24 protein-coding genes are annotated in these 24,004 nt (G+C 62.9%); 6 read left to right on the top strand and 18 right to left on the bottom strand.

Annotated elements, in window-relative coordinates; translation table 11 throughout:
- Position 1: 1 nt before the first annotated feature.
- The 4 genes from ACYG9Y_RS19080 to ACYG9Y_RS19065 are packed head-to-tail and all read right to left on the bottom strand — an operon-like array spanning position 2 to position 2,293.
- A complete protein-coding gene (locus ACYG9Y_RS19080) occupies positions 2-1,396 on the bottom strand; it encodes an APC family permease (RefSeq protein ID WP_023696629.1) in 1,395 nt (464 codons plus the stop codon).
- A 14-nt stretch (positions 1,397-1,410) separates the two neighbouring features.
- The gene (locus ACYG9Y_RS19075) at positions 1,411-1,572 is read right to left on the bottom strand and encodes a hypothetical protein (protein ID WP_023668546.1); all 162 of its coding nucleotides are present in this window, start codon (positions 1,570-1,572) and stop codon (positions 1,411-1,413) included.
- Positions 1,573-1,599: 27 nt separating this feature from the next.
- Positions 1,600-1,977, bottom strand: coding sequence for a hypothetical protein (locus ACYG9Y_RS19070; protein ID WP_023668545.1), 378 nt, complete (start codon positions 1,975-1,977; stop codon positions 1,600-1,602).
- Positions 1,978-2,005: 28 nt separating this feature from the next.
- Entirely contained in the window at positions 2,006-2,293 is a 288-nt protein-coding gene (locus ACYG9Y_RS19065; protein ID WP_023668544.1) for a hypothetical protein, read from the bottom strand.
- 284 nt (positions 2,294-2,577) lie between these two features.
- Here ACYG9Y_RS19065 and ACYG9Y_RS19060 point away from each other — a divergent pair, with 284 nt between their 5' ends.
- From ACYG9Y_RS19060 to ACYG9Y_RS19045, 4 genes are read left to right on the top strand one after another with little or no spacing between them, the layout of a single operon-like run.
- Positions 2,578-3,711: an aminomethyltransferase family protein gene (locus tag ACYG9Y_RS19060; protein ID WP_023668543.1), complete on the top strand. Its 1,134-nt coding sequence runs from the start codon at positions 2,578-2,580 to the stop codon at positions 3,709-3,711.
- A 42-nt stretch (positions 3,712-3,753) separates the two neighbouring features.
- A complete protein-coding gene (locus ACYG9Y_RS19055; RefSeq protein WP_023738436.1) occupies positions 3,754-4,350 on the top strand; it encodes a dimethylamine monooxygenase subunit DmmA family protein in 597 nt (198 codons plus the stop codon).
- Positions 4,347-5,312: a PDR/VanB family oxidoreductase gene (locus ACYG9Y_RS19050; protein WP_023687064.1), complete on the top strand. Its 966-nt coding sequence runs from the start codon at positions 4,347-4,349 to the stop codon at positions 5,310-5,312. The genes ACYG9Y_RS19055 and ACYG9Y_RS19050 overlap by 4 nt, the downstream gene beginning before the upstream one ends.
- A gap of 9 nt (positions 5,313-5,321) precedes the next feature.
- Positions 5,322-6,362 carry a heme-dependent oxidative N-demethylase family protein gene (locus tag ACYG9Y_RS19045; protein ID WP_023687065.1) on the top strand — a complete coding sequence of 347 codons (1,041 nt, stop codon included), beginning with the start codon at positions 5,322-5,324 and terminating at the stop codon, positions 6,360-6,362.
- Between the two features lie 122 nt (positions 6,363-6,484).
- On the opposite strand, the gene ACYG9Y_RS19040 is transcribed toward ACYG9Y_RS19045, so the two are convergent.
- Complete coding sequence (locus ACYG9Y_RS19040) at positions 6,485-7,195, bottom strand: helix-turn-helix domain-containing protein (protein ID WP_023687066.1); 711 nt, start codon at positions 7,193-7,195, stop codon at positions 6,485-6,487.
- Between the two features lie 267 nt (positions 7,196-7,462).
- Between ACYG9Y_RS19040 and ACYG9Y_RS19035 the strand changes: the two genes are divergently transcribed.
- Positions 7,463-8,821, top strand: a complete 1,359-nt coding sequence (locus tag ACYG9Y_RS19035; protein WP_023709929.1) for an NAD(P)-binding domain-containing protein — start codon at positions 7,463-7,465, stop codon at positions 8,819-8,821.
- 41 nt (positions 8,822-8,862) lie between these two features.
- On the opposite strand, the gene ACYG9Y_RS19030 is transcribed toward ACYG9Y_RS19035, so the two are convergent.
- From ACYG9Y_RS19030 to ACYG9Y_RS18980, 11 genes are all read right to left on the bottom strand, one after another.
- Positions 8,863-9,657 (bottom strand): hypothetical protein, encoded by a 795-nt coding sequence (locus ACYG9Y_RS19030; RefSeq protein WP_023738437.1) that lies wholly within the window; start codon positions 9,655-9,657, stop codon positions 8,863-8,865.
- Positions 9,658-9,811: 154 nt separating this feature from the next.
- Positions 9,812-9,949 carry a hypothetical protein gene (locus tag ACYG9Y_RS19025; protein ID WP_023726364.1) on the bottom strand — a complete coding sequence of 46 codons (138 nt, stop codon included), beginning with the start codon at positions 9,947-9,949 and terminating at the stop codon, positions 9,812-9,814.
- 4 nt (positions 9,950-9,953) lie between these two features.
- Positions 9,954-10,754: a hypothetical protein gene (locus ACYG9Y_RS19020; protein ID WP_023738438.1), complete on the bottom strand. Its 801-nt coding sequence runs from the start codon at positions 10,752-10,754 to the stop codon at positions 9,954-9,956.
- Positions 10,755-10,761: 7 nt separating this feature from the next.
- Positions 10,762-12,741: an ABC transporter permease gene (locus ACYG9Y_RS19015; protein WP_023738439.1), complete on the bottom strand. Its 1,980-nt coding sequence runs from the start codon at positions 12,739-12,741 to the stop codon at positions 10,762-10,764.
- Positions 12,738-13,817, bottom strand: coding sequence for a quaternary amine ABC transporter ATP-binding protein (locus ACYG9Y_RS19010; protein ID WP_023738440.1), 1,080 nt, complete (start codon positions 13,815-13,817; stop codon positions 12,738-12,740). Before ACYG9Y_RS19010 ends, ACYG9Y_RS19015 begins: the two co-directional genes overlap by 4 nt.
- Positions 13,818-13,886: 69 nt before the next feature.
- On the bottom strand, positions 13,887-14,861 hold the full coding sequence (locus ACYG9Y_RS19005) for an ABC transporter substrate-binding protein (RefSeq protein WP_023738441.1): 975 nt from the start codon (positions 14,859-14,861) through the stop codon (positions 13,887-13,889).
- Between the two features lie 425 nt (positions 14,862-15,286).
- Positions 15,287-16,105 carry an SDR family oxidoreductase gene (locus ACYG9Y_RS19000; RefSeq protein WP_050593112.1) on the bottom strand — a complete coding sequence of 273 codons (819 nt, stop codon included), beginning with the start codon at positions 16,103-16,105 and terminating at the stop codon, positions 15,287-15,289.
- Positions 16,083-16,847 carry an SDR family oxidoreductase gene (locus ACYG9Y_RS18995; RefSeq protein WP_023684416.1) on the bottom strand — a complete coding sequence of 255 codons (765 nt, stop codon included), beginning with the start codon at positions 16,845-16,847 and terminating at the stop codon, positions 16,083-16,085. The genes ACYG9Y_RS19000 and ACYG9Y_RS18995 overlap by 23 nt, the downstream gene beginning before the upstream one ends.
- 106 nt (positions 16,848-16,953) lie before the next feature.
- Positions 16,954-18,462, bottom strand: a complete 1,509-nt coding sequence (locus tag ACYG9Y_RS18990; protein ID WP_023687072.1) for a sugar ABC transporter ATP-binding protein — start codon at positions 18,460-18,462, stop codon at positions 16,954-16,956.
- Between the two features lie 29 nt (positions 18,463-18,491).
- A complete protein-coding gene (locus ACYG9Y_RS18985; protein WP_023668529.1) occupies positions 18,492-19,430 on the bottom strand; it encodes a sugar ABC transporter substrate-binding protein in 939 nt (312 codons plus the stop codon).
- A 129-nt stretch (positions 19,431-19,559) separates the two neighbouring features.
- Positions 19,560-20,543: an ABC transporter permease gene (locus ACYG9Y_RS18980; RefSeq protein WP_050587411.1), complete on the bottom strand. Its 984-nt coding sequence runs from the start codon at positions 20,541-20,543 to the stop codon at positions 19,560-19,562.
- 284 nt (positions 20,544-20,827) lie between these two features.
- Here ACYG9Y_RS18980 and ACYG9Y_RS18975 point away from each other — a divergent pair, with 284 nt between their 5' ends.
- On the top strand, positions 20,828-21,790 hold the full coding sequence (locus tag ACYG9Y_RS18975; protein ID WP_023668527.1) for a sugar-binding transcriptional regulator: 963 nt from the start codon (positions 20,828-20,830) through the stop codon (positions 21,788-21,790).
- A 16-nt stretch (positions 21,791-21,806) separates the two neighbouring features.
- Here ACYG9Y_RS18975 and ACYG9Y_RS18970 read toward each other — a convergent pair whose 3' ends face one another.
- Positions 21,807-22,400: a hypothetical protein gene (locus tag ACYG9Y_RS18970; RefSeq protein WP_156929750.1), complete on the bottom strand. Its 594-nt coding sequence runs from the start codon at positions 22,398-22,400 to the stop codon at positions 21,807-21,809.
- A 96-nt stretch (positions 22,401-22,496) separates the two neighbouring features.
- Positions 22,497-23,984, bottom strand: a complete 1,488-nt coding sequence (locus tag ACYG9Y_RS18965; RefSeq protein ID WP_023696611.1) for a xylulokinase — start codon at positions 23,982-23,984, stop codon at positions 22,497-22,499.
- Between the last annotated feature and the right edge of the window lie 20 nt (positions 23,985-24,004).

Below are 24,004 nucleotides of genomic sequence, written 5' to 3'. Positions count from 1 at the left end.
GTCAATAGCCCTGCGGCTTCGGCCACGGCATGGTGAACTGGTCGCCGCGGCGCACATAGCGGTAACGGTAGAAGTGGAACCACAGCGAGATCAGGAAGTAGAAGGCGACCATGGCGATCAGCTGCGTGCCGTAGCCGAGGAAGATCGCAAAGAAGGTCACCACGCAGAGGCAAAACAGCACGATCGCCGGGATCGGGTGGAACGGGTGCGTATAGCCGCGGCGGATCGTGCCCAGCGGCCACTTTTTGCGGAACATCATGATGTTTATGCTCATGAAGGTGTATTGCAGCACGCCCGACAGGATCGAGAAGGTGATCGCCTGGTTGAGGTCGGCTATGAAGGCGAAGGCGAGCGCGATCGGCAACAGGAACAGGATCGAGCGATAGGGCGTGCGGTATTTCGGGTGCACGGCCGAGAACCATGTCGGCAGATAGCGGTCGCGTCCAAGCGAGAACCACGCGCGGGCCGCATCGTTGATACAGCCATTGGCCGATGCCAGTGCAGCGAGCAGCGTGGCGATGAACAACAGGTTTTCCAGCAGCGGGCTGCCGGTCAGCTTGCCGGCGTCCCACAAGGGATAATAGGTGATACCGAGGTACTCCCAGGGCATCAGCGAGGCGCAGACATACCAGGTCATGGCGGCGGCGATCAAAAGCGTGATCATGCCGGCCATGGTGCCGTAAGGCAGCGAACGCGCCGGGGAGCGCACTTCCTCGGCGGCCTGCGTGGTGCCTTCGATGCCGAGATAGTACCAGATGCCGAACTGGAAGGCCGCGATGACGCCGATCCAGCCATAGGGCAGCGCATTGCCGGGGGTGACCAACTCGTTGAGCTTCAGCACAGCACCCTGCGTCCAGGGGCTGACCGAGAAGAACAGGATAACGATCGAGACATAGGCTATCGCCGTGATGACGAAGTTGACGTTGAGCGTCATCAGCACGCCGCGATAGTTCAGCCATGCCAGCACGACGATGGTGGCGGCAATGAAGGAGTTGTGGGTGAGCCCTTCGACGCCGGCCTTGGCGACGATGGTGTCGCCGAGCAGGATGGCGTCCGAAACCTCCAGCATGGTGTAGGCAAAGACCAGGAACAGCGCGACGTTGAAGGCCATCAGCGGCCCGACAATGTGCTTAGCCTGCGCGTATTGGCCGCCGGCGGCGGCAACCGTCGATGTCACCTCGGAGTCGATCATGGCGACCGAAGTGTACAAGAGCCCGACCACCCAGCAGACGATCAGCGCCGCCAGTGCGCCGCCCTTGTCGGCCGAGAAATTCCAGCCGGTGAATTCGCCGACCAGCACGATGCCGACGCCAAGCGCCCAGACATGGGCGGGGCCGAGCACGCGTAGCAGTGAAACTCTGTCGCCGTGTATTGCCGGTTCAAGCGTGATCGTCATTGTTCAATCCCCACTCAGATCCGGTGTTTTTCGGAAGCGGCTTCAAGCTCGCCTTCGCGCGAGGAAGTCAGCACCTCCTCGGAATAGGTCGTGTCGATCTTGAACCAGTCGTAGAGCATCCACAGCGCAAGCACGACCGAGATGCCCCACGATGCGTAAGAGAGTGCGACCCACATGAGCGTGCTTCCCCAAAATCTCTGGCGTTACTTGTCGTCGAACTTTTCGTTGATGACGTCGCGATATTCGCGGTCGGAGGCGCGGAACAGGAAGACGAAATAGCCGATCAGCACCGCCGCCATGATGATCAGCGTCGGCCAGTCGATGATGTAGTGGAAGCGGTTCTGGATGATGTCGTGCGCGGTCTCCGGCGTATAGCCGAGCTTTTCCCAGATCGAGGCCATGGTCGGGTTCTGTCCCAACGCTTCCCAGGTTTTGGCATCGAGCGCGTCGATGGATTTCGCCGCACCCGCCAGGCCGAGTTTCAATGGCAGCCACAGCGCCACGAAAATGGCGACCACGACGACCACGATATCGAAAATCTGCCCGGCCTTGCCTTGTTCCGGCGGCGTGTAGCGCGACATGACTTCTACCCCTCAGGACGTTCTGTTTTCAGGACTTGCGGTTGCGGGCCGCGTCGGCGTTCTTGATGTCGAGACCGTAGATGAAGTCCTTGTCTTCCTTGTAGTGATTGACCATCGCCAGGATGGCGGCCGTATTGAAGATCAGCACGGCGGCGGCAGCGATGGCGACGACGATCTTGATCCCGGTGTCCGGGATGTAGGGCCATGTCATGACGAGCACGAAGAGGATCGTCGCCCAAAGGCAGATGATCAGGAGCGCGGATCCGCGCAGGTCGGAACGGTACAGCGCTTCGATGCGCTGCTGCAGATCTGACATCGGTTTTCCCCTTTTCCAGCGCCCGACCCCGAATTGGCCGCCAGCTGCCCTCTTTCAACAGAGTGAAATTTTTTTCATAAATTCAGGCCGAATCCAGCAATTGTCAAGCCGATTTTACGTTGGGTTAACCGTTTGTCCCCAGCCGCGAATTTTGCCTGACAATGAAATTATTTGCTTCCGGGTATTGCGGCATCAGGACGTTTGCGATCAAATTCGACCAAATGCTCCCGCCTCCGCGCAGGGAGCCGGGAACACAATAGAATTTTCGAACGGAGGATTTGCGCATGACGGCATCCTGGAGATTTTCGACCCTGGCGGATCGCCATCGCGCGTTAGGCTCGAAGCTCGAAGACTGGAGCGGCATGGGCACCGCCTGGACCTACGACAAGGACGCCGACGAGGAATACACCGCCATCCGCACCAGGGCCGGGCTGATGGATGTGTCGGGCCTGAAGAAGGTTCACATCACCGGGCCGCACGCCTCACACCTTATCGACCTGGCAACGACGCGCGACGTGGAGAAGATCTATCCCGGCAAGTCGGCCTATGCCTGCATGCTGAACGAGGCCGGCAAATTCACCGACGACTGCATCCTCTACCGCACCGGGCCGAACGCCTGGATGGTGGTGCACGGCTCCGGCACCGGCCATGAGGAATTGCAGCGCGCTTCCGTCGGCCGCGACGTATCGCTGCGCTTCGACGACAATCTGCACGACCTGTCGCTGCAGGGGCCGACCGCGGTCGACTATCTCTCAAAGCATGTGCCGGGCATTCGCGACCTCAACTATTTCCATCATATGCAGACGCAGCTGTTCGGCTTTCCCGTCATGATCTCGCGCACCGGCTATACCGGCGAGCGCGGCTACGAGATATTCTGCCGCGGCCAGGACGCCGGCACGATCTGGGACAGGATCCTCGACGAGGGCAAGAGCGCCGGCATCATTCCGTGCCGCTTCACCACGCTCGATATGCTGCGCGTCGAAAGTTATTTGCTGTTTTATCCCTATGACAACTCGCAGAAATATCCGTTCGAGAACGAAGGCCCCGGCGACACGCTGTGGGAGCTCGGCCTCGACTTCACCGTCAGCCCCGGCAAGACCGGCTTTCGCGGCGCCGAAGAGCATTACCGCCTCAAGGGCAAGGAGCGCTTCAAGATCTACGGCGTGCTGCTCGACGGCAAGCAACCCGCGGATGAGGGCGCGCCGGTCTATCGCGACGGCAAAAAGGTGGGCGTGGTCACCTGCGCCATGTATTCGCCGCTGGTCGAGAAATCGATGGGCATCGCCCGCCTCGACGTCGACTGCGCGGTCAAGGACACCAAGCTCGAGATCCGCAACAAGAGCGGTTCGATCAGGGCGACGGCGCAGCCTCTGCCCTTCGACGATCCCAAAAAGACCAAGCGCACGGCGAAAGGCTGAGGCACAATCGACAGCGAGGGGTTTCGAGGTACGAAGTAGAGAATGGCAGCCAAAACGATCATCAGCCGGCCCATTTACGGAACCCTGTCCCCGCAGCCCGGCAAGCATCATCTTTTCGTGGCGGATGCGGAAGGCGCGCTGGCGATCGTCGATATGGCAAGGACGGCGCCCCCCGGCTTCTTCGACGGCGCCGAAATCGTCTTCATTCCCGGGGCCGACGGCAAGCACGTTGCCGCTCTTGAGGCACTGAAGTCCGCGCAATTTCATGTCGCGCCAACCTTCGCCAGCCTGCTGCCCCGGCTGAAGCAGACGCTTGCCAACGCGCATATGGGCCTGCGCCTCTATCTCGCCGGCACCGAAGGGCTGATCGGCCAGGCCATGCAGGTGGCGCTCGAAGCCGGCATCGATCATACCTCCATGCAGACCGAGCATCGCGGCTCATTGGCGCGGCGCATGCAGTGCGTGCATTGCAAAGGCATCACCGAAAATGTGACGACGCAGCCGGCCACCTGCGCGCATTGCGGCCTGCTGCTTCTGGTGCGCGATCATTATTCGCGACGGCTGGCAGCATTCCAGGGCGTCTGCATAAATGCCGAGGATCGCTCGGAGACCCCTCCCATAGAGGAGGTCTTCCCATGAGCACCGGCACCACCAAGCTCGATGTCGTCGTCAGCGACGTCGTCCCGGTCAACGAACTGGTGACGCGCTTCCATTTCCGCCGCCGTGACGGTGAGCTTTTGCCGACCTTTTCCGGCGGCGCCCATGTCGTGGTCGAGATGCGCGATGGCGACCGCACAAGGCTCAATCCCTATTCGCTGATGGGATCGCCGCTCGACACCCGCGAATACACCATCTCGGTGCGCCGCGACGATGTCGGCCGCGGCGGCTCGTTGTTCATGCACCGGAGCGTCAAGCCTGGCCTGGAGATGGTGGTCAGCTACCCCGTCAATCTGTTCTCGCTCGACCTCAGGGCAAAGAAGCATCTGATGCTTGCCGGCGGCATCGGGATCACGCCGTTCATGGCGCAGACCGCGCAGCTCGCCGGGTCCGGCGGCAATTTCGAGCTGCACTACACCTGCCGCACCGCCTCGCTCGGCACCTATGCCGATGTGCTGCAGGAGCGCTATGGCCGTCGCGTCCGGCTCTATCACGACGACCGCGACGAGCGCATCGAACTCGACCGTCTCTTGTCCTCGCAGCCGCTCGGCACCCATCTCTATGTCTGCGGCCCGGCCGGCATGATCAACTGGGTGCGCGAGCGCGCTGCGGCTCTCGGCTGGCCGGCGGAGACCGTGCACTACGAGCATTTCGCGGCACCCCAGCCCGGCCTGCCGTTCGACGTCACACTTGCCGTTAGCGGCAAGACCATCCGCGTCGGCGAGCAGCAGAGCCTGCTCGAAGCGATCGAGGCCGCCGGCGTCGATCCGCCCTATCTCTGCCGCGGCGGTGTCTGCGGCCAGTGCGAGACCAACGTCGTCTCGTATGACGGCAAGTTCATCCACAACGACCACTGGCTCAGCGAGGAAGACCATCGTTCCGGCTGCAAGATCATGCCGTGCGTGTCGCGCTTCGAAGGCAAGTCGCTGGTCCTGGAAAGATAGGAGGCCAGCTTGGGCATCACCTTTCGCAAGGAAACGTTTCGCGACGATTTCACCTTCAGGAACAGCCCGGAACACATCAGGCGGTTTCCGTTCCCGTTCCACGAAGACGCCTACATGTATGCGGTCAACATCGAGCCGCATGTGGTTGGCCCCAAGGGCAGCGTTCTGGAAAACCTGATCGACGTCGACGAGCACTATGTCGCCGAGATGCAGGACCGTGCACTGGTGCTGGCCGACGATCCGCTGCGCTGCCAGTCGCTGCCGCATATGACGCTGGCCGGCTGGGACCTGCTCGAACTTTTGATGGAGCAACAGGCACTTGGCTATCCCGAGCATTTCACCCTGACCCGCGACGGCGACCGCTGGCGCTGGATCAACCGGCCGCTCGGCATCGACGACACCTTCACCTTCGGCGACACCTCGACACTGCCTTACGGGCCGATGGAGTACATCACCCGCCAGAGCCAGGGTGATTTCTGCATTCTCGATCAGCGCGACGGCAATCTTTGGATGGACGCCGGCATGGTCACCACTCAGGCCGACTGGTCGCTCGATTTCGACATCGGCATGAATTTCTTCGAATGGCACGCGCCGGTGCCGCTGGCGCATGAGAAGGGGATTTTCGTCAGGGCGCTGAAGTTCCTCACCAACATCCAGCAGGGCAAGCCGGCGCGGCGTCTCAACTGGACGATGACCATCAACCCGCGCCTCGACACCAGTCCGGAGAATTACCACAAATGGGGCCCGGACCGCGCGACGGTGACGCCCGAAAATGTCGGCGACAAGGTGCATCTGCGCGTCGAACTGCAAAGCTTCTGGCGCCTGCCGCGCTCGAACGGCATCGTCTTCCCGATCCGCTGCTATCTGATCAAGATGGACGAACTGGTGACACAGCCGAAATGGGCAAGGCGACTGCACCGGGTGATCCGGGATTTGCCGGAAGAGCTGGCCACCTACAAGGGCCTGACGCGGTATCGGCCGACATTGGTGGAATGGCTGTCGAAGCTGGATGATGGCAGTGCGACGTCACCGGGGTTCGGGCCGGACTAAAGGCCCCCTCATCCGGCCGCTGCGCGGCCACCTTCTCCCCGAGCGGAGAAGAGATCGCCAGCGCTGACGCCAGACTCCTCTCCCCTCGGGGCAATCCGGGTGAGCGGGCTGCGGCGGTCCGACTACCCCGCGCTCTGCGGATAGCAAATAATCGACAGATACCGCATCGGAAGTTTCGTCAGTTGCTCCGGCCCGTGCGGCGCGTCGGCGTCGAAGAACAGGCTGTCGCCCGGCTTCATCGGATAGAGGTTGCTGCCGTGCCGGTACACCACCTCGCCCTCCAGCATATAGAGGAATTCCATGCCCTCATGCTGGAAGGTCGGGAACACATCCGAATCCTCGGTCAGCGTAATCAGATAGGGCTCGACGACGACGCCGCTGGTGTTGGAGCCGATATGGCCGAGCAGATTGTATTGATGGCCGGCGCGGGTGCCGCGGCGTTCGACATCTAGCCCTTCGCCGGCCTTGACGAAGACGGCGCTGCGCTCTTCCTCGAATCGGCGGAAGAAGGCGGTGACGGGAACGCCGAGCGCCCTCGACAGCGCCTGCAGTGTGGTCAGCGACGGCGAGGTGATGCCGTTCTCGATCTTCGACAGCATGCCCAGCGAAATATCGGTGGCGACGGCGAGATCGGCGACGGTGATGCCGAGCTTCTTGCGGAAGGCGCGCACCTCGCGCCCGATCGCCACCTCCAGCACTTTTTCGCGCGTGTCGCGAATGGCGTGCGGATTCTGCGTCAGCGGCGCGCGGATGGTTTTTCCGTCCACGGAGGCCTTTGCCGGTGGCTTTGCCCTTGTCGAAGCAGTCTTGGAATCGGAACTTGTCTTCGCCATCTCGCCTCCGAATCCCCATGATTATTTCACTCCAGGTGAACATATTCGGTGCCGATACAGAAACGCAACCGCGCAGCAAGCCCCTTAAGTCGAATGGTGTCCGAACAGGATTTACGCCGTCATCCGTTTTTCCGGAAATCCGCTGGGGCGAAACGCGGTTTCTCCACAAGGCCTGTTGACAGCATCCAAGAGGCAATTACTGTCCTGTGAGTGAAATTTGTTTCGTAAGAGCAATTCCAAAAATCGAATGACACCGGGAGGCCTGCCATGAAAACGCGCGTTGCCGTCATTGGAGCGGGGCCATCCGGTCTGGCCCAGCTCAGGGCCTTCAAGTCGGCTGCCGACAAGGGCGCCGAGATCCCCGAAATCGTCTGCTTCGAAAAGCAGTCGGACTGGGGCGGCCTGTGGAACTACACCTGGCGCACCGGCCTCGACGAGCATGGCGACCCCGTCCACGGCTCGATGTACCGCTACCTCTGGTCGAACGGACCGAAGGAATGCCTGGAATTCGCCGACTATACGTTCGAGGAGCATTTCGGCCGCCCGATCGGATCCTACCCGCCGCGCGCCGTTTTGTGGGATTACATCAAGGGTCGCGTCGAGAAATCAGGCCTGCGCAAATGGGTGCGCTTCAACAGCCCGGTGCGCATGGTCACCTTCTCGGACGAGAGCAGGAAATTCACTGTCACCGCGCATGACCGCACCAACGACGTCACCTACTCCGAAGAGTTCGACAATGTCGTCGTCGCTTCCGGGCATTTCTCGGTTCCCAACGTTCCCTATTTCGAAGGCTTTTCGACCTTCAACGGCCGTATCCTGCACAGCCATGATTTTCGCGACGCCATGGAGTTCAAGGGCAAGGACATACTGATCATCGGCCGCTCCTATTCTGCCGAGGACATCGGCTCGCAATGCTACAAATACGGCGCCAGATCGATCACCTCCAGCTACCGCTCCAAGCCGATGGGGTTCAAATGGCCGGAGAACTGGAAGGAAGTGCCGCTGCTGCAGAAGGTCGTCGGCAAGACGGCGCACTTCAAGGACGGCACCACAAAAGATGTCGACGCCATCATCCTGTGCACCGGCTATCTGCATTCCTTCCCGTTCCTCACGGAAGAGCTGAAGCTGAAGACCGCCAACCGCATGTGGCCGGACGGGCTCTATGAGGGCGTCGTGTGGGAGAAGAACCCGAAACTGTCCTATATCGGCATGCAGGACCAGTTCTACACTTTCAACATGTTCGACGCCCAGGCCTGGTTCGCCCGTGACGTCATCATGGGCCGCATCAAGCTGCCGTCGGGACAGGCGATGGCCGAGCACGGCGCCAAGTGGCGGGCACGCGAAGAGACGCTGGAAGACGCCGAGCAGATGATCTGGTTCCAGGGCGACTACACCAAGGAACTGATGGACCAGACCGACTATCCCGGCTTCGACGTCGAGGCGGTCAACCAGACCTTCATGGAATGGGAGCACCACAAGGCGGAAGACATTATGAGCTTTCGCGACCACGCCTACCGCTCGCTGATGACCGGCACCATGGCGCCATTGCACCATACGCCCTGGCTGCAGGCGCTGGACGACTCGATGGAAAGCTATCTCCAGGTGAAGGGCGTGGCGGCGGAATAGGTCGGCGTGATGCAAAACAATGCGCCGGCACCGGCCCAGTTTCAATTCAGAGGGTAGTCGGGAGCCGCATCGGTCTCCGTCACCTTGACCCACACCAATTCGCTATAATAGGCACCCTCCGGGCCGGTGCCGTACATAGACAGCCTGTCAGCCATCAGCAGATGTGTCATGTCGTTGAGTGCCCGGCCGGTCGGCTCCTCGGGCCAGGCGAAGACGCCGTCGGTTTTGGCGCCGAACCTCACATCGGTGCATCCGAAATCGATCTCGACCTTCCACGACAGCAACGGCCTGATATCGCTGAGCGGCGGGCGCGGCGGATCGGGCTGCTCGAAGTGATGGTCGACCGAGACTCTCGTCGGCACTGCCGGCGTGATGCCTTTGGCTTTGAAGGAGGCGATGGCGTCGTCGCCAAATCGTGCGAGCAGGCCAGCGTGCCATAACCGGTAGGTCGCGCGGAAAAAGCCGCTGACCCGGATAGATTTGCCATCGTTGTTGAAGACGTTCACAGCGGCGTAGAAACGGCGCAGTCGTGGCGCCAGCGCCCGCCAGTCGCATTCGGCCGGTGTCCCCGGCGTCGCGATGAAATCGTTAAGCAGATCGCTGCCGCGCACATTGGCGTTCAGCACCGTGCAATCCTCACCATGGATATGCCAGTGCCGCCGGAGCTCGGCTGCTGCGATGCCAGGCTTGCGCAGCTCTTCCACCGAGGCGCGAACCCGAGCAATCGCGTAGGACGTAGCCGCATCCAACGTCTCAAACCCCGAAACCACATGCTCGCCGGTTTTGGCCATGTCGAAGACGACGACAGTAAAAGGCGGTTTGCGCTGATCGGGCATTCGGCAGCAAGCTCAGGCTGGTCGAGGATGAAGCAGCTTTCCGCGCGAAAATGCGTCAAAGTCAAGAGCTGGAGCGCGGCCTGCCATTTCCAGAAGAGGCGAACTCCAGAAGAGGCGAAACCGTCTATCCGAGCCGTGCTTGAGCTTTCGCGGCTCAGGGGTCGAAGACCGACCGCGATGATGTCGATGGCAGGTTGTTGCCAGCCCGCGACAATGCCGCGACTTTGGACAGTGCGACCAACACTTCCTGGCCGAGATCGCGTGTGCCGGCCACGGGGCAGGTGATGATCATCACTTCAATCCAGCGGATAGTCGGGAGGCGCCTCCGTCTCGGTCACCTTGGCGGTTAGTATCTCGCAGTCGTTGGCCCAGTCGGGGCCATCGCCGCGCATGGCCATCATGTCGGCCATCAGCAGGAACTGCATGGTTCTGAGCGCCCAGTCGGTGGGCTCTTGCGGCCAGGCGAAGATTCCGGCGGCGTCGCCGCCGAACTTCACGTCATGGCAGACAAAACCGACCTCGACCTTCCAGGATCGCAGCGTCACGCCTGGCGGCGGGTAGGGCGGGTCGGGAAGCTCGAAGTAATTGGCGACCATGAGCTTCGTCGGCTCCGCCGGCTCGATCCCCTTGGCCTTGAAGGCGGCAATGGCGTCGTCGCCAAAGCGCTCGAGGAGGCCGTCTCGCGTCAGCCTGTAGGTCGAGCGAAAGAAGCCGCCCGCCCAGACGGATTCGTTGTTGCCGTTGGAGATCAGCAGCGAGGCGCGGAAGCGGCGCAGCCTTGGCGCGAGAACTTGCCAGTTGCATTCGGCCGGCATCGACGGCGTCGCAATGAAATCGTCGAGTAGATCGCTGCCGCGCCCTCCGGCGTTCAGCACCGAACAGTCTTCGCCATAGAGGTGCCAGAGCTGGCGAAGCTCAGCAGTGGCGATGCCGGGCTTGCGCAACTCCTCCACCGAGGCGCGAACCCGCGCAATGGCGTAGGACGTCGCCGCCTCCAGCGTCTCAAACCCCGAAACTACGTGCTCCCCGTCCGGCTCGCCGGTCTTGGCCATGTCGAAGACGAGTACGGCAAAAGGCGGTTCGCCGGGATTGGACATTCAACAATTATCCTAGTCTTGCCCGCGCCTTCGCCGTCCAGGCATTGAACAGCCGGTCTGCGACGATGCCGATGAAAGCGATGGCGAGACCCGCGACAATGCCGCGTCCGGAATCGGCCTTGGACAGCGCGATGAAGACTTCCTGGCCGAGGTCGCGTGTGCCGACCATGGCGCAGATGATGATCATCGCCAGCGCCATCAGGATCGTCTGGTTGACGCCCAGCATGATTTCGGGAAGCGCCAGCGGCAATTGCACGCGAAAGAAGGTCTGGCGCGGCGTGCAGCCGGAAACCTTCGCCGCCTCGATCAGCGCCGGCGGCACTTGCCGGATGCCGTGATCGGTGTAGCGGATCGCTGGCACCACGGCGAACGCGACCGTTGCGATCATGGCGGTGACGTCGCCGACCCGGAACAGCATCACCACGGGAATGATGAAGCAGAAGGACGGCAGCACCTGCAGCGTGTCGATGATGGGCGTGACGATCTTTTCGAAGCGGTCGCTGCGGGCGGCCGCGAGACCGATCGGAATGCCGATCAGGCAGGCGATGAAGGCCGAGATGCCGCAGAGATAGACTGTGGCCATAGTCTTTTCCCAAAGGCCGGTGACGGCGCAGAAGGCGGTCAGCGCCGCGACAAGGGCGGCCAAACGCAGGCCACTGAGCTGATAGCCGGCGAGGCCGAGCAGGGCCACCGCGCCGAGCCACGGAAAGCCTTCGCAGAAGGCGCGCAGCGGGTTCAGTACATTGAGGATGAGCGCCACGCGAAACGCTTCGATCACGTCGAAGAAGTTGATCGTCACCCAGCTCACCGCCGCCTTCCACAGTGGCGCGGTGGTGAAGGTGATCTCCTTCGGCACCGCTGCGAAGGCCGGTACGAACAGGCCGAGCAGCGTCGTCACGACCAGGATGGCGATGGCCAGCGACAGATTGGGATAGCGCCGCCAAACGCTCTGGTTCGCCTGCCGTTGAACGTGGCCTTTTGCCTGCTTATGCGCGATCGCCTGGCTCAGCCGGTCGAGCGCGATTGCGAGCGCCACAATGGCGAGCCCGGCTTCCATCGCTTCGCCGACCTTCAGCGCACGCAGCGCCAGCAGCACATCATAGCCGAGGCCGCCGGCGCCGATCATCGAGGCGATGATCACCATGTTCAGCGCCAGCATGATCACCTGGTTGACGCCGATCATCAGTGTCGGCCGCGCCGACGGCAGCTGCACGCGCCACAATTTCTGCCGCGCCGTGCAGCCGGCCATCTCTGAGAAATCGTCGATCTCGGAGGGCACCCGCGACAGACCCAGCATCGTTGCCCGCACCATGGGCGGCGTGGCGAAGATGGCGGTGGCGATCATCGCCGAGACCGGGCTGTTGCCGAACAGGAGCAGCATCGGGATGAGATAGGCGAAGGTCGGGATGGTCTGCATCAAATCGAGGGCAGGGGAGATGATCAGCCGCTCGGCCCATGGCTTGCGCCACGCCCAGATGCCGGCGAACAGGCCGGTGACGATGCAGAACGGCACCGCGATGGAAATCAGTGCCAGTGTCAGCATGGCGCTGGTCCACTGGCCGAACAGCGCGGTGTAGAGGAAGCAGCCGCCGACCAGCATGCCGAGTTTTCTACCGCCCACGGCGTGCCCGGCGATGAAGGCGGCTACGCAGACGCCGATCCAGGACAGGCGCGGCAGGACATAGGCATCGGCACCGTGACCAATCTTGAAATTCTTGGCCAGCAGGTCGAGCGCGAAATCGAGGGGAACGCCGAGCACCGCGGTGATCGAGCGGGTCAGCCAGGACAAGTTCGACTTGATCCAGCGCATCAGCGCACTGACCCAGTCGGCGACCGGGATAACCGCCTCGGCCGGATAGTTGACGGCCCAGGGCAGTCTGTCCTGCAGCAGAAACACCACCAGCACGGCGGCCAGCGCCAGCGCCCAGACCAGCAGCCAGCGCTGAACCGGTGGCCTCGTTTGGCTGGCGCTTGCCGTCACCGTCATGCGCCGGCTCTCGTATGCTCGATACCGGCCAGCAACTCGATCACCGATTGCGGCGTCACCTCGCCGATCGGCCTGCCGCTGCCGTTGACCACGGCGAAGGGCTTACCCGACGCGACAATGCTGGCCGAGAAGCTGGCGATCTTGGCGTCGGGCAAAACCGTGCCGCCGTGCTCGGCGCCATCGCAGGCACGCATCAGGCTGCGCGCCGAAATCACCTTGGCGCGGTCGACATCGCGGGTGAATTCGGCGACATAGTCGGTCGCCGGGTTGACAACCAGCTGTTCCGGCGTGCCGGTCTGGATGACCTCTCCATCCTTCATGATGGCGATGCGGTCGGCAAGCCTTATCGCCTCGTCGAAATCATGGGTGATGAAGACGATGGTCTTGTGCAGCATGGTCTGCAGCCGCATCAGTTCGTCCTGCATCTCGCGGCGGATCAGCGGGTCGAGCGCCGAGAACGGCTCGTCGAGGAACCAGATCTCCGGCTTGGTCGCGAGGCTGCGGGCAATGCCGACGCGCTGCTGCTGGCCGCCGGAGAGTTCGCGCGGATAGAAATGCTCGCGGCCGCGTAAGCCCACGAGATCGATCACCTCCCGCGCTCTCGTTTCGCGCGTCGGTCGGTCCTGGCCCTGGATGCTCAGGGGAAAGGCAATGTTGTCGAGCACGTTAAGATGCGGCAGCAGCGCAAAATTCTGGAACACCATACCCATGCGATGACGCCGCAGTTCGATCAGCGCCGCATCGGAAATCTTGAGCAGGTCGTTGCCTTCGAATTCGACCTTGCCGTGGGTCGGCTCGACCAGCCGCGACATGCAGCGCACCAGCGTCGACTTGCCGGAGCCGGATAGCCCCATGATGATGAAGATCTCGCCCTGGCGTATTTCGAGATCGACGGCGCGCACCGCACCCACCAGTCCTGCGGCAGCGACATCGGCCATGCTGGCCTTGCCGTCACGCTCGCGGATGAAGCTGGCCGCGTTCGATCCGAACAGTTTCCAGACGTTGCGGCAGGCAAGCTTTATCGGCCGCGCATCCTTTGGCGTGCCAACTGCCTGCGGTTCAGTCGCTTCCGTCATCCAATGGTCCTTCTGGAAAATGGAGATAAGACCCGGCCGCTAGGCCGGGTCCGGCTTCCAGTCAGGCGATCACTGCGCCCAGGCTTTCCAGTCGGCTTCGTGGGCAGCGATCCAGGCGGCGGCGACGTCTTCCGGCGTCTTGCCGCCAAGATCGATCTCGCCGCTCATCTTGTTGAGCTCATCGGTGTCGATCGTGTAGGCCTTGGTCACCTTGTAGGCGATCGGCCATTTGTCCTTCATGCCGGACCAGGAGTATTTCCAGATCTCGCCATGCGGCTTGCCGCAATCATATTTGGCATCCGGGTTGGTGCCCCATTTCGGATCGGTGTAGCACTCGGGCGTATACTCCGGGAATTCAACCCACTCGCCCTTGTACTTGGCCGGCGCCCAGTGCGGCGAATAGATCCACAGCATGATCGGCGCCTTGCGCTGATAGGCCGAGTCCAGTTCGGCGAACATCGCCGCGTCGGTGCCGGCATGGATGACGGTGAAGGGCAGCTTCAGCGCCTCGACGCGCTCGTCGTCAAAACCCTCCCAGGTTACCGGGCCGCCGAGATAGCGGCCCTTCGGCGCCGTCTCCGCTGTCGAGAACGCCTCGGCGCATTTCGGGTCCTTCAGCGCTTCCCAATTGGGCAGGCCGGGGCATTTCTCCTTCATATATTCGGGAAACCACCATTCCTCCTTGGCCTTCGGCCCGAGCTTGCCGAGCCGCTCGGTCTGGCCGGTGGCGTCTGAAGCCTTCATCGCTTCGCCGGCCGTCGTGTCCCAGAACTCCAGGCCGACATCAAGGTCGCCATTGGTGAGGCCGGTGGTCAGGCTGGAGAGGTAGTCGGCTGTCGGATATTCGACGGTATAGCCGAGCTTTTCGAGGATACCGCCAAGGATCTTGGCGTTGAGGTTGACGCTGGTCCAGTCGAAGAGCGCGATCTTGATCGGGTCGTTGGATTCGGGTGCTGCTGCGTGGACCGGTGATGTAAGCGCACTTGCGGCGGCAAGTGCAAGGGCTCCTATTGATAGGTTCGAAATCACACTGCGAAATGACATGCTTGTTCTCCTGTCAAACCATGTGGAAATTTCTTGACCGTTCCCTTCTTGCGTCTTTTCTTGATTGTGTTGGAAAGGCGGGTCGTTGCGCAAGTTCGTTCGCACCATGCCATTGCCGCGGCCGCAACTTGCGCAGGCGAAATGGTTGCTCGACTTGGTGTTTATGTGATGCCGGGCGGGCCCGCGTCATGGCATCGGATGGATTGCTGCGTGAGCAATCGTCAACAGATCGATCGCCGCTCCAGCGGCGCTCTCAGACGTGCGAGCCATCAAGGTCCCATGGTCTCGGCCGGCGAGCCCCATCCCCGCCAAGGCCGTTTCATGAGATGAAATTATATATACCAACGTTCATGCGGCGCAACGGCTGATGCCCTGTGCACTGCGGAATTTCAGACTGGTCGATTGCCAACCGCCAGAGCTGACGTTCACGACATGATCAGGCCGCCATCGACATTGATGGTTTGGCCGGTGATGTAGGTGGCGTCGTCGCTGGCGAGAAAGCTGACCAGGCCGGACACGTCCTCGCCGCTGCCGGCGCGCCCCATCGGGATGTTCTTCACCCATTCGGCCATCAGCTCGCCGGGCTTGTAGTCACCCATCAGCTTGCCCCAGGCGGCGTCATTATAGGCCCACATGTCCGTGTCGATGATGCCGGGGCAGATGGCGTTGACGGTGATCTTTTCCTTGGCCACTTCCTTGGCCAGGCTCTGGGTAATGCCGACGACGCCGAACTTCGACGCCGCATAGTGCGGCGTGTAGATGAAACCCTGCCGCGCCTGGCCCGATGCCGTGTTGATCAGCCGGCCGCCATCGCCATGCTTGCGAATGCGCGCGATCGCTTCCTGGCAGCACAGGAACACGCCCTTGGTGTTGACGGCCATCACCTTGTCCCACTCGGCCTCGGTCATCGCCTCGATCCGGGCGATGGTGATGACGCCGGCATTCTGCACCGAAATGTCGACACGGCCGAATTCCTTCTCGGCGAGATCGTAAAGCGCTGTAACCTCATCCTTCTTGGTCACGTCCATGCGCATCGACGCGACCTTGGCGCCCCCCGCTTTAAGGCCGGCGGCGACGTCCTCGACGCGGGTATCGATGGCGCTGACCACGATCGCGGCACCTTCCTCGGCGAAGCGCTTCGCCATCGCCGCGCCGATGCCGCCGCTCGCGCCGGTGATGACCGCAGTCTTGCCTTCAAAACGCTTCTGCACTTTTCTTCTCCTACCAGCAGACAAAGCCGCCATCGACGATCAGGTCGATGCCGGTGACGTAACTCGCGGCGCGGCTGGCCAGGAACACGGTCGGGCCGACCATTTCTTCCGGCGTCGCCATGCGCCCCATGGGCGTGTCGCGTTCGAAGATCTTGATCTGTTCGGCGACCTCCGGCCGCTTGTTCATCGGCGTCAGCGTGTAGCCTGGGCTCACCACATTGACGCGCAGGCCGCGATCGGCCCATTCCATTGCGAGGCTTTTCGACATGTGGATGACCGCCGCCTTCGACGAATTGTAATGCGCCTGGGTCAGGCCGCGATTGACGATCGAGCCCGACATCGAGGCGATGTTGATGATCGAGCCCTTGCGCCGCGTCAGCATGGCGCGCGCTTCGGCCTGGCAGGACAGGAACACGCCGCTGACATTGACGTCGTAGATTTTCTGCCACTTCTCCAGCGACAGCGTCTCGGCGGCCTCGGCTCCTGCAATGCCGGCATTGTTGACGGCGATGGTCAGCGCGCCGAGCTCCTTTTCCGTGCGCTCGACTGCGGTCGCCAGGTCGGCCTCCGACGTCACCGTCCCGGTCAGCACCACCGCCTTGCGGCCAAGCGCGGCGATCCTGTGCGCGGTCTCATCCAGCCCGCCTTTCGAGGCATGGCCGAAACAGGCTATGTCGGCGCCGGCTTCGGCGAGTCCGATGGCAATGGCCTGGCCAATGCCGCTGCCGGCGCCTGTTACCAGCGCTACGTCGCCGCTGAGATCGAATAGTTTCATGTTGTTCCCCCTCCTGAAGTGAAGGGGCGCCAGTCTTTGCTGGCGCCCCGCGCGGTCCGGTCCTTGGGAGGATACCACCTGCTGCGCTTTGTTCCGACTCCTGTCCTCAGCTCGTGGCGAGTTCCATCACCGCGACATTGCTCGCCTCGCTGCGGTCGAGAATGCCGCGCTGGCGGCCGCGGCTCAGCACCAGCACCCGGTGTGACAGGCCCAGCACCTCCTCGAGGTCGGAGCTGACCACCACCACCGCCATGCCGGAGCGGGCGAGGTCGGCGATCACGTCGTAGATCGCCGCACGCGCACCGACATCGATGCCGCGCGTCGGCTCATCGAGGATGAACACCTTCGGCGGTCGCGACACCCATTTGGCGATGATCACCTTCTGCTGGTTGCCGCCGGAAAGCTTGCTGACCGCCTGGCCAGGTTTGCCCTTGACCCCGAGCCTTGCGATGCCGGCTTCGGCGAATTTCTGCACCGCTTTCGGAAACACCCAGCCTTTCGGCGCGACATGGTCGAAATTGCCGAACGCCAAATTCTCGCCGATGGTCTGGTCGAGAACGACGCCTTGCGCCTTTCGGTCTTCCGGCACCAGCACGACGCCGGCCTTGATGGCTGCCGCTGGCCCGCTGAGATGCACCGGTTTGCCGGCAACGCGCACCGAGCCCGACGAGATCGGATCGGCGCCGGCGATCGCCCGCACCAGTTCGGTGCGGCCGGCGCCGATCAACCCGGCAATGCCGAGGATCTCGCCTGCTTTGACCGAGAAGGAAACGTTGTTGAAGCTCTTCTCCGGCGAGGACAGGTTGTCGACCTCGAGCAGCGTCTCCTCGCGCGGTGGCGACAGATGCGGGAACATCCGCTCGACCGAGCGGCCGACCATCTGCTCCACCACTGTGCGCACGGGAATATCGGCGCGCTCGTGGCGGGCGACGATGCGTCCGTCGCGCATCACCACCACGCGGTCGGCAATCTGCGCGATCTCGTCGAGACGATGGCTGATATAGATGAAGGACATGCCTTCCGCCTTGAGCTTGCGGATCTGCTGGAACAAAAGCTCCGTTTCCTCGCCGCCAAGCGCTGCGGTCGGTTCGTCGAAGATCAGCAATTCGGCATTCAGCGTCAGCGCCTTGGCGATCTCGACCTGCTGCTGGGCGGCGATGCGCAGCGTGCCCACCTTGCGCTCGGGCGAGACGTCGAGGCCAAGCCGCTTCAACTGCGCCGAGGCATTGGCGTTCATTGCTGCGCGGTCGATGCGGCCGCCGCGCATCGGCAGGCGCCCGACATAGACGTTTTCCGCCACCGACAGATCCGGCAGCAGCTTCAGTTCCTGATGGATCATGCCCACACCGGCATCGATTGCCGCGGCAGGCGAGGCGGGGGAATAAGGTTTCCCCCGCCAGATGATGGTGCCCGCGTCGGGCCGGGTCGAGCCGGCGATGATATTGGACACCGTCGACTTGCCGGCGCCGTTTTCGCCGAGCAGCGCCACAACCTCGCCCGGCCGCACCTCAAAGCTTGCATCGGCCAGGACCTGGACCGGTCCGTAGCTCTTGCAAAGGCCGTTGACGAAGAGCCCGTTGTGCGGGCTTTCGCTGTGGCGAGGATCAGGAGACATCGTGGCGCTCTCTTAAGCGGTGCCGGTCGTTACGGATGCTTGGCGATGAACTGCTCGACATTGTCCTTGGTGGTCAGCGTCGCATCCTGCAGCTGTTCGGCCGGAACGCTCTCGCCCGCCACCAGCTTGATCGCCGCATCGACGGCGAGCCGGCCCATGCCTTGCGTCTGCTGCGTCGCGGTGACGTCGAACACGCCGTCCTTCAGCGCCTTGAGCGCGGCCACGTCGCCATCGAAGCCGGCAACCCAGACCTTGTGGCCGGGATTGGCGACCTTGACCGCCTGTGCCGCACCCAGCGCCAGCGCATCGGCCTGGCCGATGACGATGGAGACATCGGGATGCGACTGCAAAAGGTCCTGCGTCAGCTTGAAGCCTTCGTCCTGGTGCCAGCCTTCGCTCCACAATTCGCCGACCACCTTGATATCGGGATAGGCCTTGAGCGCTTCGCCGCAGCCCTTCGAGCGATCCACTTCCGGCGTGGTGCCCTTCTGGCCGTGGATGATGATCAGTTCGCCTTTGCCGCCGGCCTGCTTGGCGATGTAGTCGCACACCGCCTGCGCCGAGGCGACACTGTTGGTGGCGATGAAGGTGTCGCCGGGCGCGCCGTCGGCGTTGCGGTCGACATTGACGACCGGGATGCCGGCAGCCTTGGCGGTCTTGGTCGGCACGGTGGCGGCTGTGGCGCCGGCCGGAATGTAGATCAGCGCGTCGATGTTCTGCGTGATCAGATCCTGCACCTGGCTGACCTGGGTCGCTGAATCGCCCTTGGCGTCGACGGTGACGATCTCGATGCCCTTCTCCTTGCCGTAGGCTTCGACCGACTGCTTGATCTGGTTGAAGAAGTCGGCCTGCAAATTGGCCACGGCGAGGCCGAGTTTCTTGGCCTCCTTGGCCGAGGCCATGTCGGTCAGCCCGAGCATAGGAATGATGGCGGCAGCGGCGAGCAGCAGTGAACGTTTGGTCAGCATGTTTTTCCTCCGTTGATAGTCAAACTGTCCCGCCAGCGCATCGCGCCCCTTGGAACATCCCAGTTTCGGATCGACCGATCCGTCTATCGCCCGGACGCTCCGGGCGAATTCTCAATTGTGCCCCGTTCTCTATCGCGCCCTGCGCCGCCAGGTATCGCTGGCGACCGCCAGCGCGATCACCACGCCGATCACCACCTGCTGGATGAAGGGCGAGACGCCGAGCAGATTGAGCCCGTTGCGCAGCACGCCGATGATGAGTACGCCGACCGCGGTGCCGCCGATCGAGCCGATGCCGCCCGACAGGCTGGCGCCGCCGATCACCACCGCCGCGATGGTGTCGAGCTCATAGCCGAGGCCGGAACTCGGCTGCACCGAATCCAGCCGCGCGGCGAGCACGATGCCGGCAAGACCCGCAAGTACGGCGCAGATGGCGTAGACCCAGTTGGTCAGTGACTTCACCGGAATGCCGGAGAGCCGCGCCACCTCGGCGCTGCCGCCGATGGCGTAAAGGCTGCGGCCGGTGGCGCGGTAGTTGAGGAAGATGGCGAAGACGATCGCCAGCACCATCATCACCCCGACTGTGACCGACAGGAAGCCGAAATGGCGGATGATCGACAGGCTGGTGAACCAGTCGGGAAAGCCGACAATCTGCGAACCGTCGGTGATCATATTGGCAAGACCGCGCGCCACCGACATCATCGCCAGCGTCGCGATGAACGGCGGCAGCCGGGTGACGGTCACCAGCAGGCCGGACACCAGTCCGCAAAGGCCGGCGACGACCAGTGCTGCGACGACGCCGGCCGCAAGGCCGAGATTGAGATAGTCGGGGTGGGAGACAAAGCCCATCACCATGGCGGCCAGCGCCAGCACCGAGCCGACCGAGAGATCGATGCCGCCGATCAGGATCACCAGCGTCATCCCGATTGCCATGATGCCGAGCACCGTGATCTGGTCAAGTACGTTGAGGATGTTGCGCACGGTGAGGAACGTGTCGGTGGTCAGCGTCAGCGCCAGGCAAAGCAGCAGCAGCCCGATCAGCGGCCCCATGGTTCCGGCAAACAGCGCCGAAAGCTTCGCGGCCGTCGCACCTTGAGTGCCGGGCGCGGCTTTCAACTCGCCAGCCTTCGACTCGCTTGCATCATTACTCACGGCCACTTCGTCTCCTCCGTCAGCGAAACGACGATGGCCTGCCGTCCGCTCTTGTTCACCAGGCACCTCCCTGTGAACAATTTATCTTTGATATGCAATTTTGTTCAGCTAAACTGTTCATTAGAAAATTGTCAAGAGCCGTTGCGCCATTCGGCGGTGGTTTGCGCCACAGGGCGGTTTGTCCTAGGGAAGGCCAGGGGGCGGCGCTTGCGGAAAGATTTCCGAAATCTGCCGCGGGAGGGCAAAAGATGGCGACCGTCGAAAACGAGAAGGCCTCGCGCTTCCCCGATGCCGAGCTCAAGGCCCGGGCCGCCTGGCATTACTATGTCGAAGGTCTGACGCAAGAGCGCATTTCCGAGATCCTCGGCGTCGGCCGCATCAAGGTGCACCGCATTCTCTCCGCTGCGCGAGAGGAGGGCATCGTGCAGTTCCGCATTCGCGACAGTGTCGTCGAATGCGTGCAGCTCGAGGAGAGCCTGAAGCAGCGCTTTGGGCTAAGCCAGGCGGTCGTGGTGCCGTCGGCCGCCGACCGCAGCAACGCGCCGCTGATGATCGGCCACGCGGCTGCCGCCTATCTCGCCGACAACGTCAATGCCGGCGACGTCATTGCGCTGGGCTGGGGCCGGACGCTGAAATTCGCCATCAACGAATTGCCGAGGCGGCCGATTGCCAGGACGACGGTCGTCTCGATGCTCGGCGGCCTTACCCACGCGCAGCCGCTCAACCCGACCGAAAGCGCCTGGGAGTTCGCCGAAAAGATCGGCGCTGAATGTTTCCTGCTGCCGGTGCCGGTCTATGCCGACAAGCCGGAACAGCGCGATGCCTTCATGAGCCAGCGCAGCGTTCAGGATGTCGTCTTCCGCGCGCGCCGCGCCAACATCGCCGTGCTCAGCGTCGGCTCGTTTTCCAAGGACAGCCCGATCGCCAATTACGGCTTCATCAAACCGAGCGAACTCGAGGAATTGCAGGCGGCCGGCGCGGTCGGCGACCTCTTGTGCCATTTCATCGACGCCGAGGGCCACCCTGTCGACCATGAGGTCAACCGCCGCGTCTGCGCCTATCCGCTGCAGGATCTGTCCGATATTCCGAGCATCATCCTGGTGTCAGGCGGTCAGGAGAAGGTCGCCGTCATGCGTGCGGCGCTCGCCAACACCAGGATTTCGGTGCTCATTACCGATGAGGATGCGGCCAAAGGCCTACTCAACCGTTGAGCGCTGTCGGCCTCGGTCAGAATTCGCAGGGCTCCGGACGACTGTCGTCCGACCAGTCGGCCAGTGCGATCGGCACGAATTTTCCCGCGACCGGTTTGCCGTCGTCCAGGTCCTTTGAAGCGGTGCCTTTGCCGGTGAGAAAATTGATGTCGCAGCCGCCCAGCGTCGTCTCGACCGAGCCGTCGGCTTTCTGCACATTCCAGTCCCAGTCGCGACTGTAGCCGGCGACAAGGAATTTACCGCCGCGCCAGACGATGGTCAGCGTCGCATCCCATGATTTGTTGGCGCCGCAGCCGAAGCACGAGGTGACGACAAGCGATCCCTTGCCCTTGCTTTCGAACCCGAGAATACGGTCCTGCGTCAGCGCCTTTTTGACAAAATCAGGCTTGCGCGAAGGATCGAGCTTTCCTTCGCCGGCAGCCAGATAGATCGAGAGATCCGCCAGCCCGGTGTCGGAATCCGCCGCGATCGCGGCCCGATCCATCCGGCCGTCATTGTCCATGTCGAGCGTGACCTCAAAGGGCGGCTCGTCCTGCGCACGCGCCGTCATTGGAGCTGCCGCAAGCGCGACAATCCAGGGCAGGGCGGCAAGATGAAATACTGCTTTCATGAGCCCGATGAGTCTAGCATTGGCCGGGCAGGACGCAAAATCCCAAGCTGGGCAGGTTGGGCATGGGAGCCTCACGCAGGCAAGCTGCGCTTGAACTCAGATCGCACCGAGTCGCGCGTGGATGTCGCGTGTCGCGTGATAGAGGTCGCGGTAGATCGACTTGCGCGCCCGGTAAGCCGGCACCAGCGTCATATCCGGATCGACACGCCTGGCCGGCGCCGCCGCCATTGCCTTGGCGGCGTCTTCCGCCGAGGCGAACCAGCCGATCGCCGAAGCCGCCAGCATCGCCGCGCCAAGGGCCGCCGCCTCGTTGACCGGCGACACGAACAGCGGCCGCTCCAGCACGCTGGCCATGATCTTCATCAGCAGCGCCGAATTGGTGCCGCCGCCGGCGGCAATCATCTCTCCCGGCTTGCCGCCGCTTTCGGCCTCCATCGCCTCGCTGGCGATGGCCTGCTCCAAAGCGATGCCTTCCAGCGTGGCGCGGAAGAGATGCCTGGGCTCATGGTCGAGCGACAGGCCAACAACGGCGCCGCGCGCCGCGCCATCCCAATAGGGGCTCATGACGCCGGCCCAATAGGGCATGACCAAAAGACCGTCGCCGCCGGCCGCAACATCGACCGCACCCTTCTCCAGTTCTGCCGCGGAAGACGCGCCGGTGGTGCGCACGATCCAGTCGACCAGTTGCATGCCCGAGCGCAGCACGGTTTCCAGCATGAAGCCGGAGCCGGTCGGCGAGACCAGCGTGCGAAACGCGTCCGATGTGGTGACCGTGCCGGAATAGCAGCCGCTGACGACGCCGGAGCCGAGCGAGAGATAGCTCTTGCCGGCACCATAGACGCCCATGCCGAGACCCATGGCCTGGCCATCGCCGGCGCCGGCGACAATTGGCGTGCCCGCTTTGAGGCCAGTCAGCTGGGCAATGCTTTCGGCAAGGCCGCCGCAGATTTCGCCTGGGCCGATCAGCGCCGGCAACTGCCGTGGCTGCAGCCCTGCAGCCGCGACAAGCTCAGGGTGCCATTCGCCTGTCGCAACATCGAGCAAGCCGAGCGGGTCGGCACTTGCCGTGCTGGTTACCAGCCGTGCGGTCAGCCGGTGAACGAAGAAGCCATGAACATCGACCAGGGCGGCGGCGTTGGCCAGCACCTGCGGCTGGTGTTCCGCCAGCCAGGCTATGGCATAGAGCGCCGGCGTCGGATCCGGCGGCTTGCCGCTCCAATCGCGGATCGTCTCGCGGCCAAGCTCGGCCGACAGCTTGGCGACTTGAGGCCGGGCGCGCTCGTCAAGCCACAGGATCGCCGGGATGAGCGGCGTGCCGGCCTGATCGATCAGGGTGAAGGTCTCGCGCTGATGGGCTATGGCAATTGCCGCCACGCGCGCGGCGCCGACCTTGTCGGCAACCTGCTTCAGCGCACTGATAAGGGCTGCCCACCAATGTTCGGCATCCTGCTCGAAATGGCCGGGCTTAGGATTGGCCAGCGGATAGGCCTCGCGCGCCTGGAACAGCTCCGCGCCGTCGCCGGTGAAGGCGATCGCCTTCACCGCCGTCGTCGAGGCATCGATCCCGATAACGACATCGTCCATCACAGGGAGATCCCGAAGGT

It is taken from the genome of Mesorhizobium sp. W050, assembly GCF_054719535.1.
Note: the sequence above shows the minus strand (reverse complement) of the source record. Positions and strands in the feature narration are given on the sequence as shown.

Coding starts and splice junctions, on each gene's coding strand:
- ACYG9Y_RS19080 (WP_023696629.1), bottom strand. CDS start 1,396: ATGACGATCACGCTTGAACCGGCAATACACGGCGACAGAGTTTCACTG.
- ACYG9Y_RS19075 (WP_023668546.1), bottom strand. CDS start 1,572: ATGTGGGTCGCACTCTCTTACGCATCGTGGGGCATCTCGGTCGTGCTT.
- ACYG9Y_RS19070 (WP_023668545.1), bottom strand. CDS start 1,977: ATGTCGCGCTACACGCCGCCGGAACAAGGCAAGGCCGGGCAGATTTTC.
- ACYG9Y_RS19065 (WP_023668544.1), bottom strand. CDS start 2,293: ATGTCAGATCTGCAGCAGCGCATCGAAGCGCTGTACCGTTCCGACCTG.
- ACYG9Y_RS19060 (WP_023668543.1), top strand. CDS start 2,578: ATGACGGCATCCTGGAGATTTTCGACCCTGGCGGATCGCCATCGCGCG.
- ACYG9Y_RS19055 (WP_023738436.1), top strand. CDS start 3,754: ATGGCAGCCAAAACGATCATCAGCCGGCCCATTTACGGAACCCTGTCC.
- ACYG9Y_RS19050 (WP_023687064.1), top strand. CDS start 4,347: ATGAGCACCGGCACCACCAAGCTCGATGTCGTCGTCAGCGACGTCGTC.
- ACYG9Y_RS19040 (WP_023687066.1), bottom strand. CDS start 7,195: ATGGCGAAGACAAGTTCCGATTCCAAGACTGCTTCGACAAGGGCAAAG.
- ACYG9Y_RS19035 (WP_023709929.1), top strand. CDS start 7,463: ATGAAAACGCGCGTTGCCGTCATTGGAGCGGGGCCATCCGGTCTGGCC.
- ACYG9Y_RS19030 (WP_023738437.1), bottom strand. CDS start 9,657: ATGCCCGATCAGCGCAAACCGCCTTTTACTGTCGTCGTCTTCGACATG.
- ACYG9Y_RS19025 (WP_023726364.1), bottom strand. CDS start 9,949: ATGATCATCACCTGCCCCGTGGCCGGCACACGCGATCTCGGCCAGGAA.
- ACYG9Y_RS19020 (WP_023738438.1), bottom strand. CDS start 10,754: ATGTCCAATCCCGGCGAACCGCCTTTTGCCGTACTCGTCTTCGACATG.
- ACYG9Y_RS19015 (WP_023738439.1), bottom strand. CDS start 12,741: ATGACGGTGACGGCAAGCGCCAGCCAAACGAGGCCACCGGTTCAGCGC.
- ACYG9Y_RS19010 (WP_023738440.1), bottom strand. CDS start 13,817: ATGACGGAAGCGACTGAACCGCAGGCAGTTGGCACGCCAAAGGATGCG.
- ACYG9Y_RS19005 (WP_023738441.1), bottom strand. CDS start 14,861: ATGTCATTTCGCAGTGTGATTTCGAACCTATCAATAGGAGCCCTTGCA.
- ACYG9Y_RS19000 (WP_050593112.1), bottom strand. CDS start 16,105: ATGGCGGCTTTGTCTGCTGGTAGGAGAAGAAAAGTGCAGAAGCGTTTT.
- ACYG9Y_RS18995 (WP_023684416.1), bottom strand. CDS start 16,847: ATGAAACTATTCGATCTCAGCGGCGACGTAGCGCTGGTAACAGGCGCC.
- ACYG9Y_RS18990 (WP_023687072.1), bottom strand. CDS start 18,462: ATGTCTCCTGATCCTCGCCACAGCGAAAGCCCGCACAACGGGCTCTTC.
- ACYG9Y_RS18985 (WP_023668529.1), bottom strand. CDS start 19,430: ATGCTGACCAAACGTTCACTGCTGCTCGCCGCTGCCGCCATCATTCCT.
- ACYG9Y_RS18975 (WP_023668527.1), top strand. CDS start 20,828: ATGGCGACCGTCGAAAACGAGAAGGCCTCGCGCTTCCCCGATGCCGAG.
- ACYG9Y_RS18970 (WP_156929750.1), bottom strand. CDS start 22,400: ATGAAAGCAGTATTTCATCTTGCCGCCCTGCCCTGGATTGTCGCGCTT.
- ACYG9Y_RS18965 (WP_023696611.1), bottom strand. CDS start 23,984: ATGGACGATGTCGTTATCGGGATCGATGCCTCGACGACGGCGGTGAAG.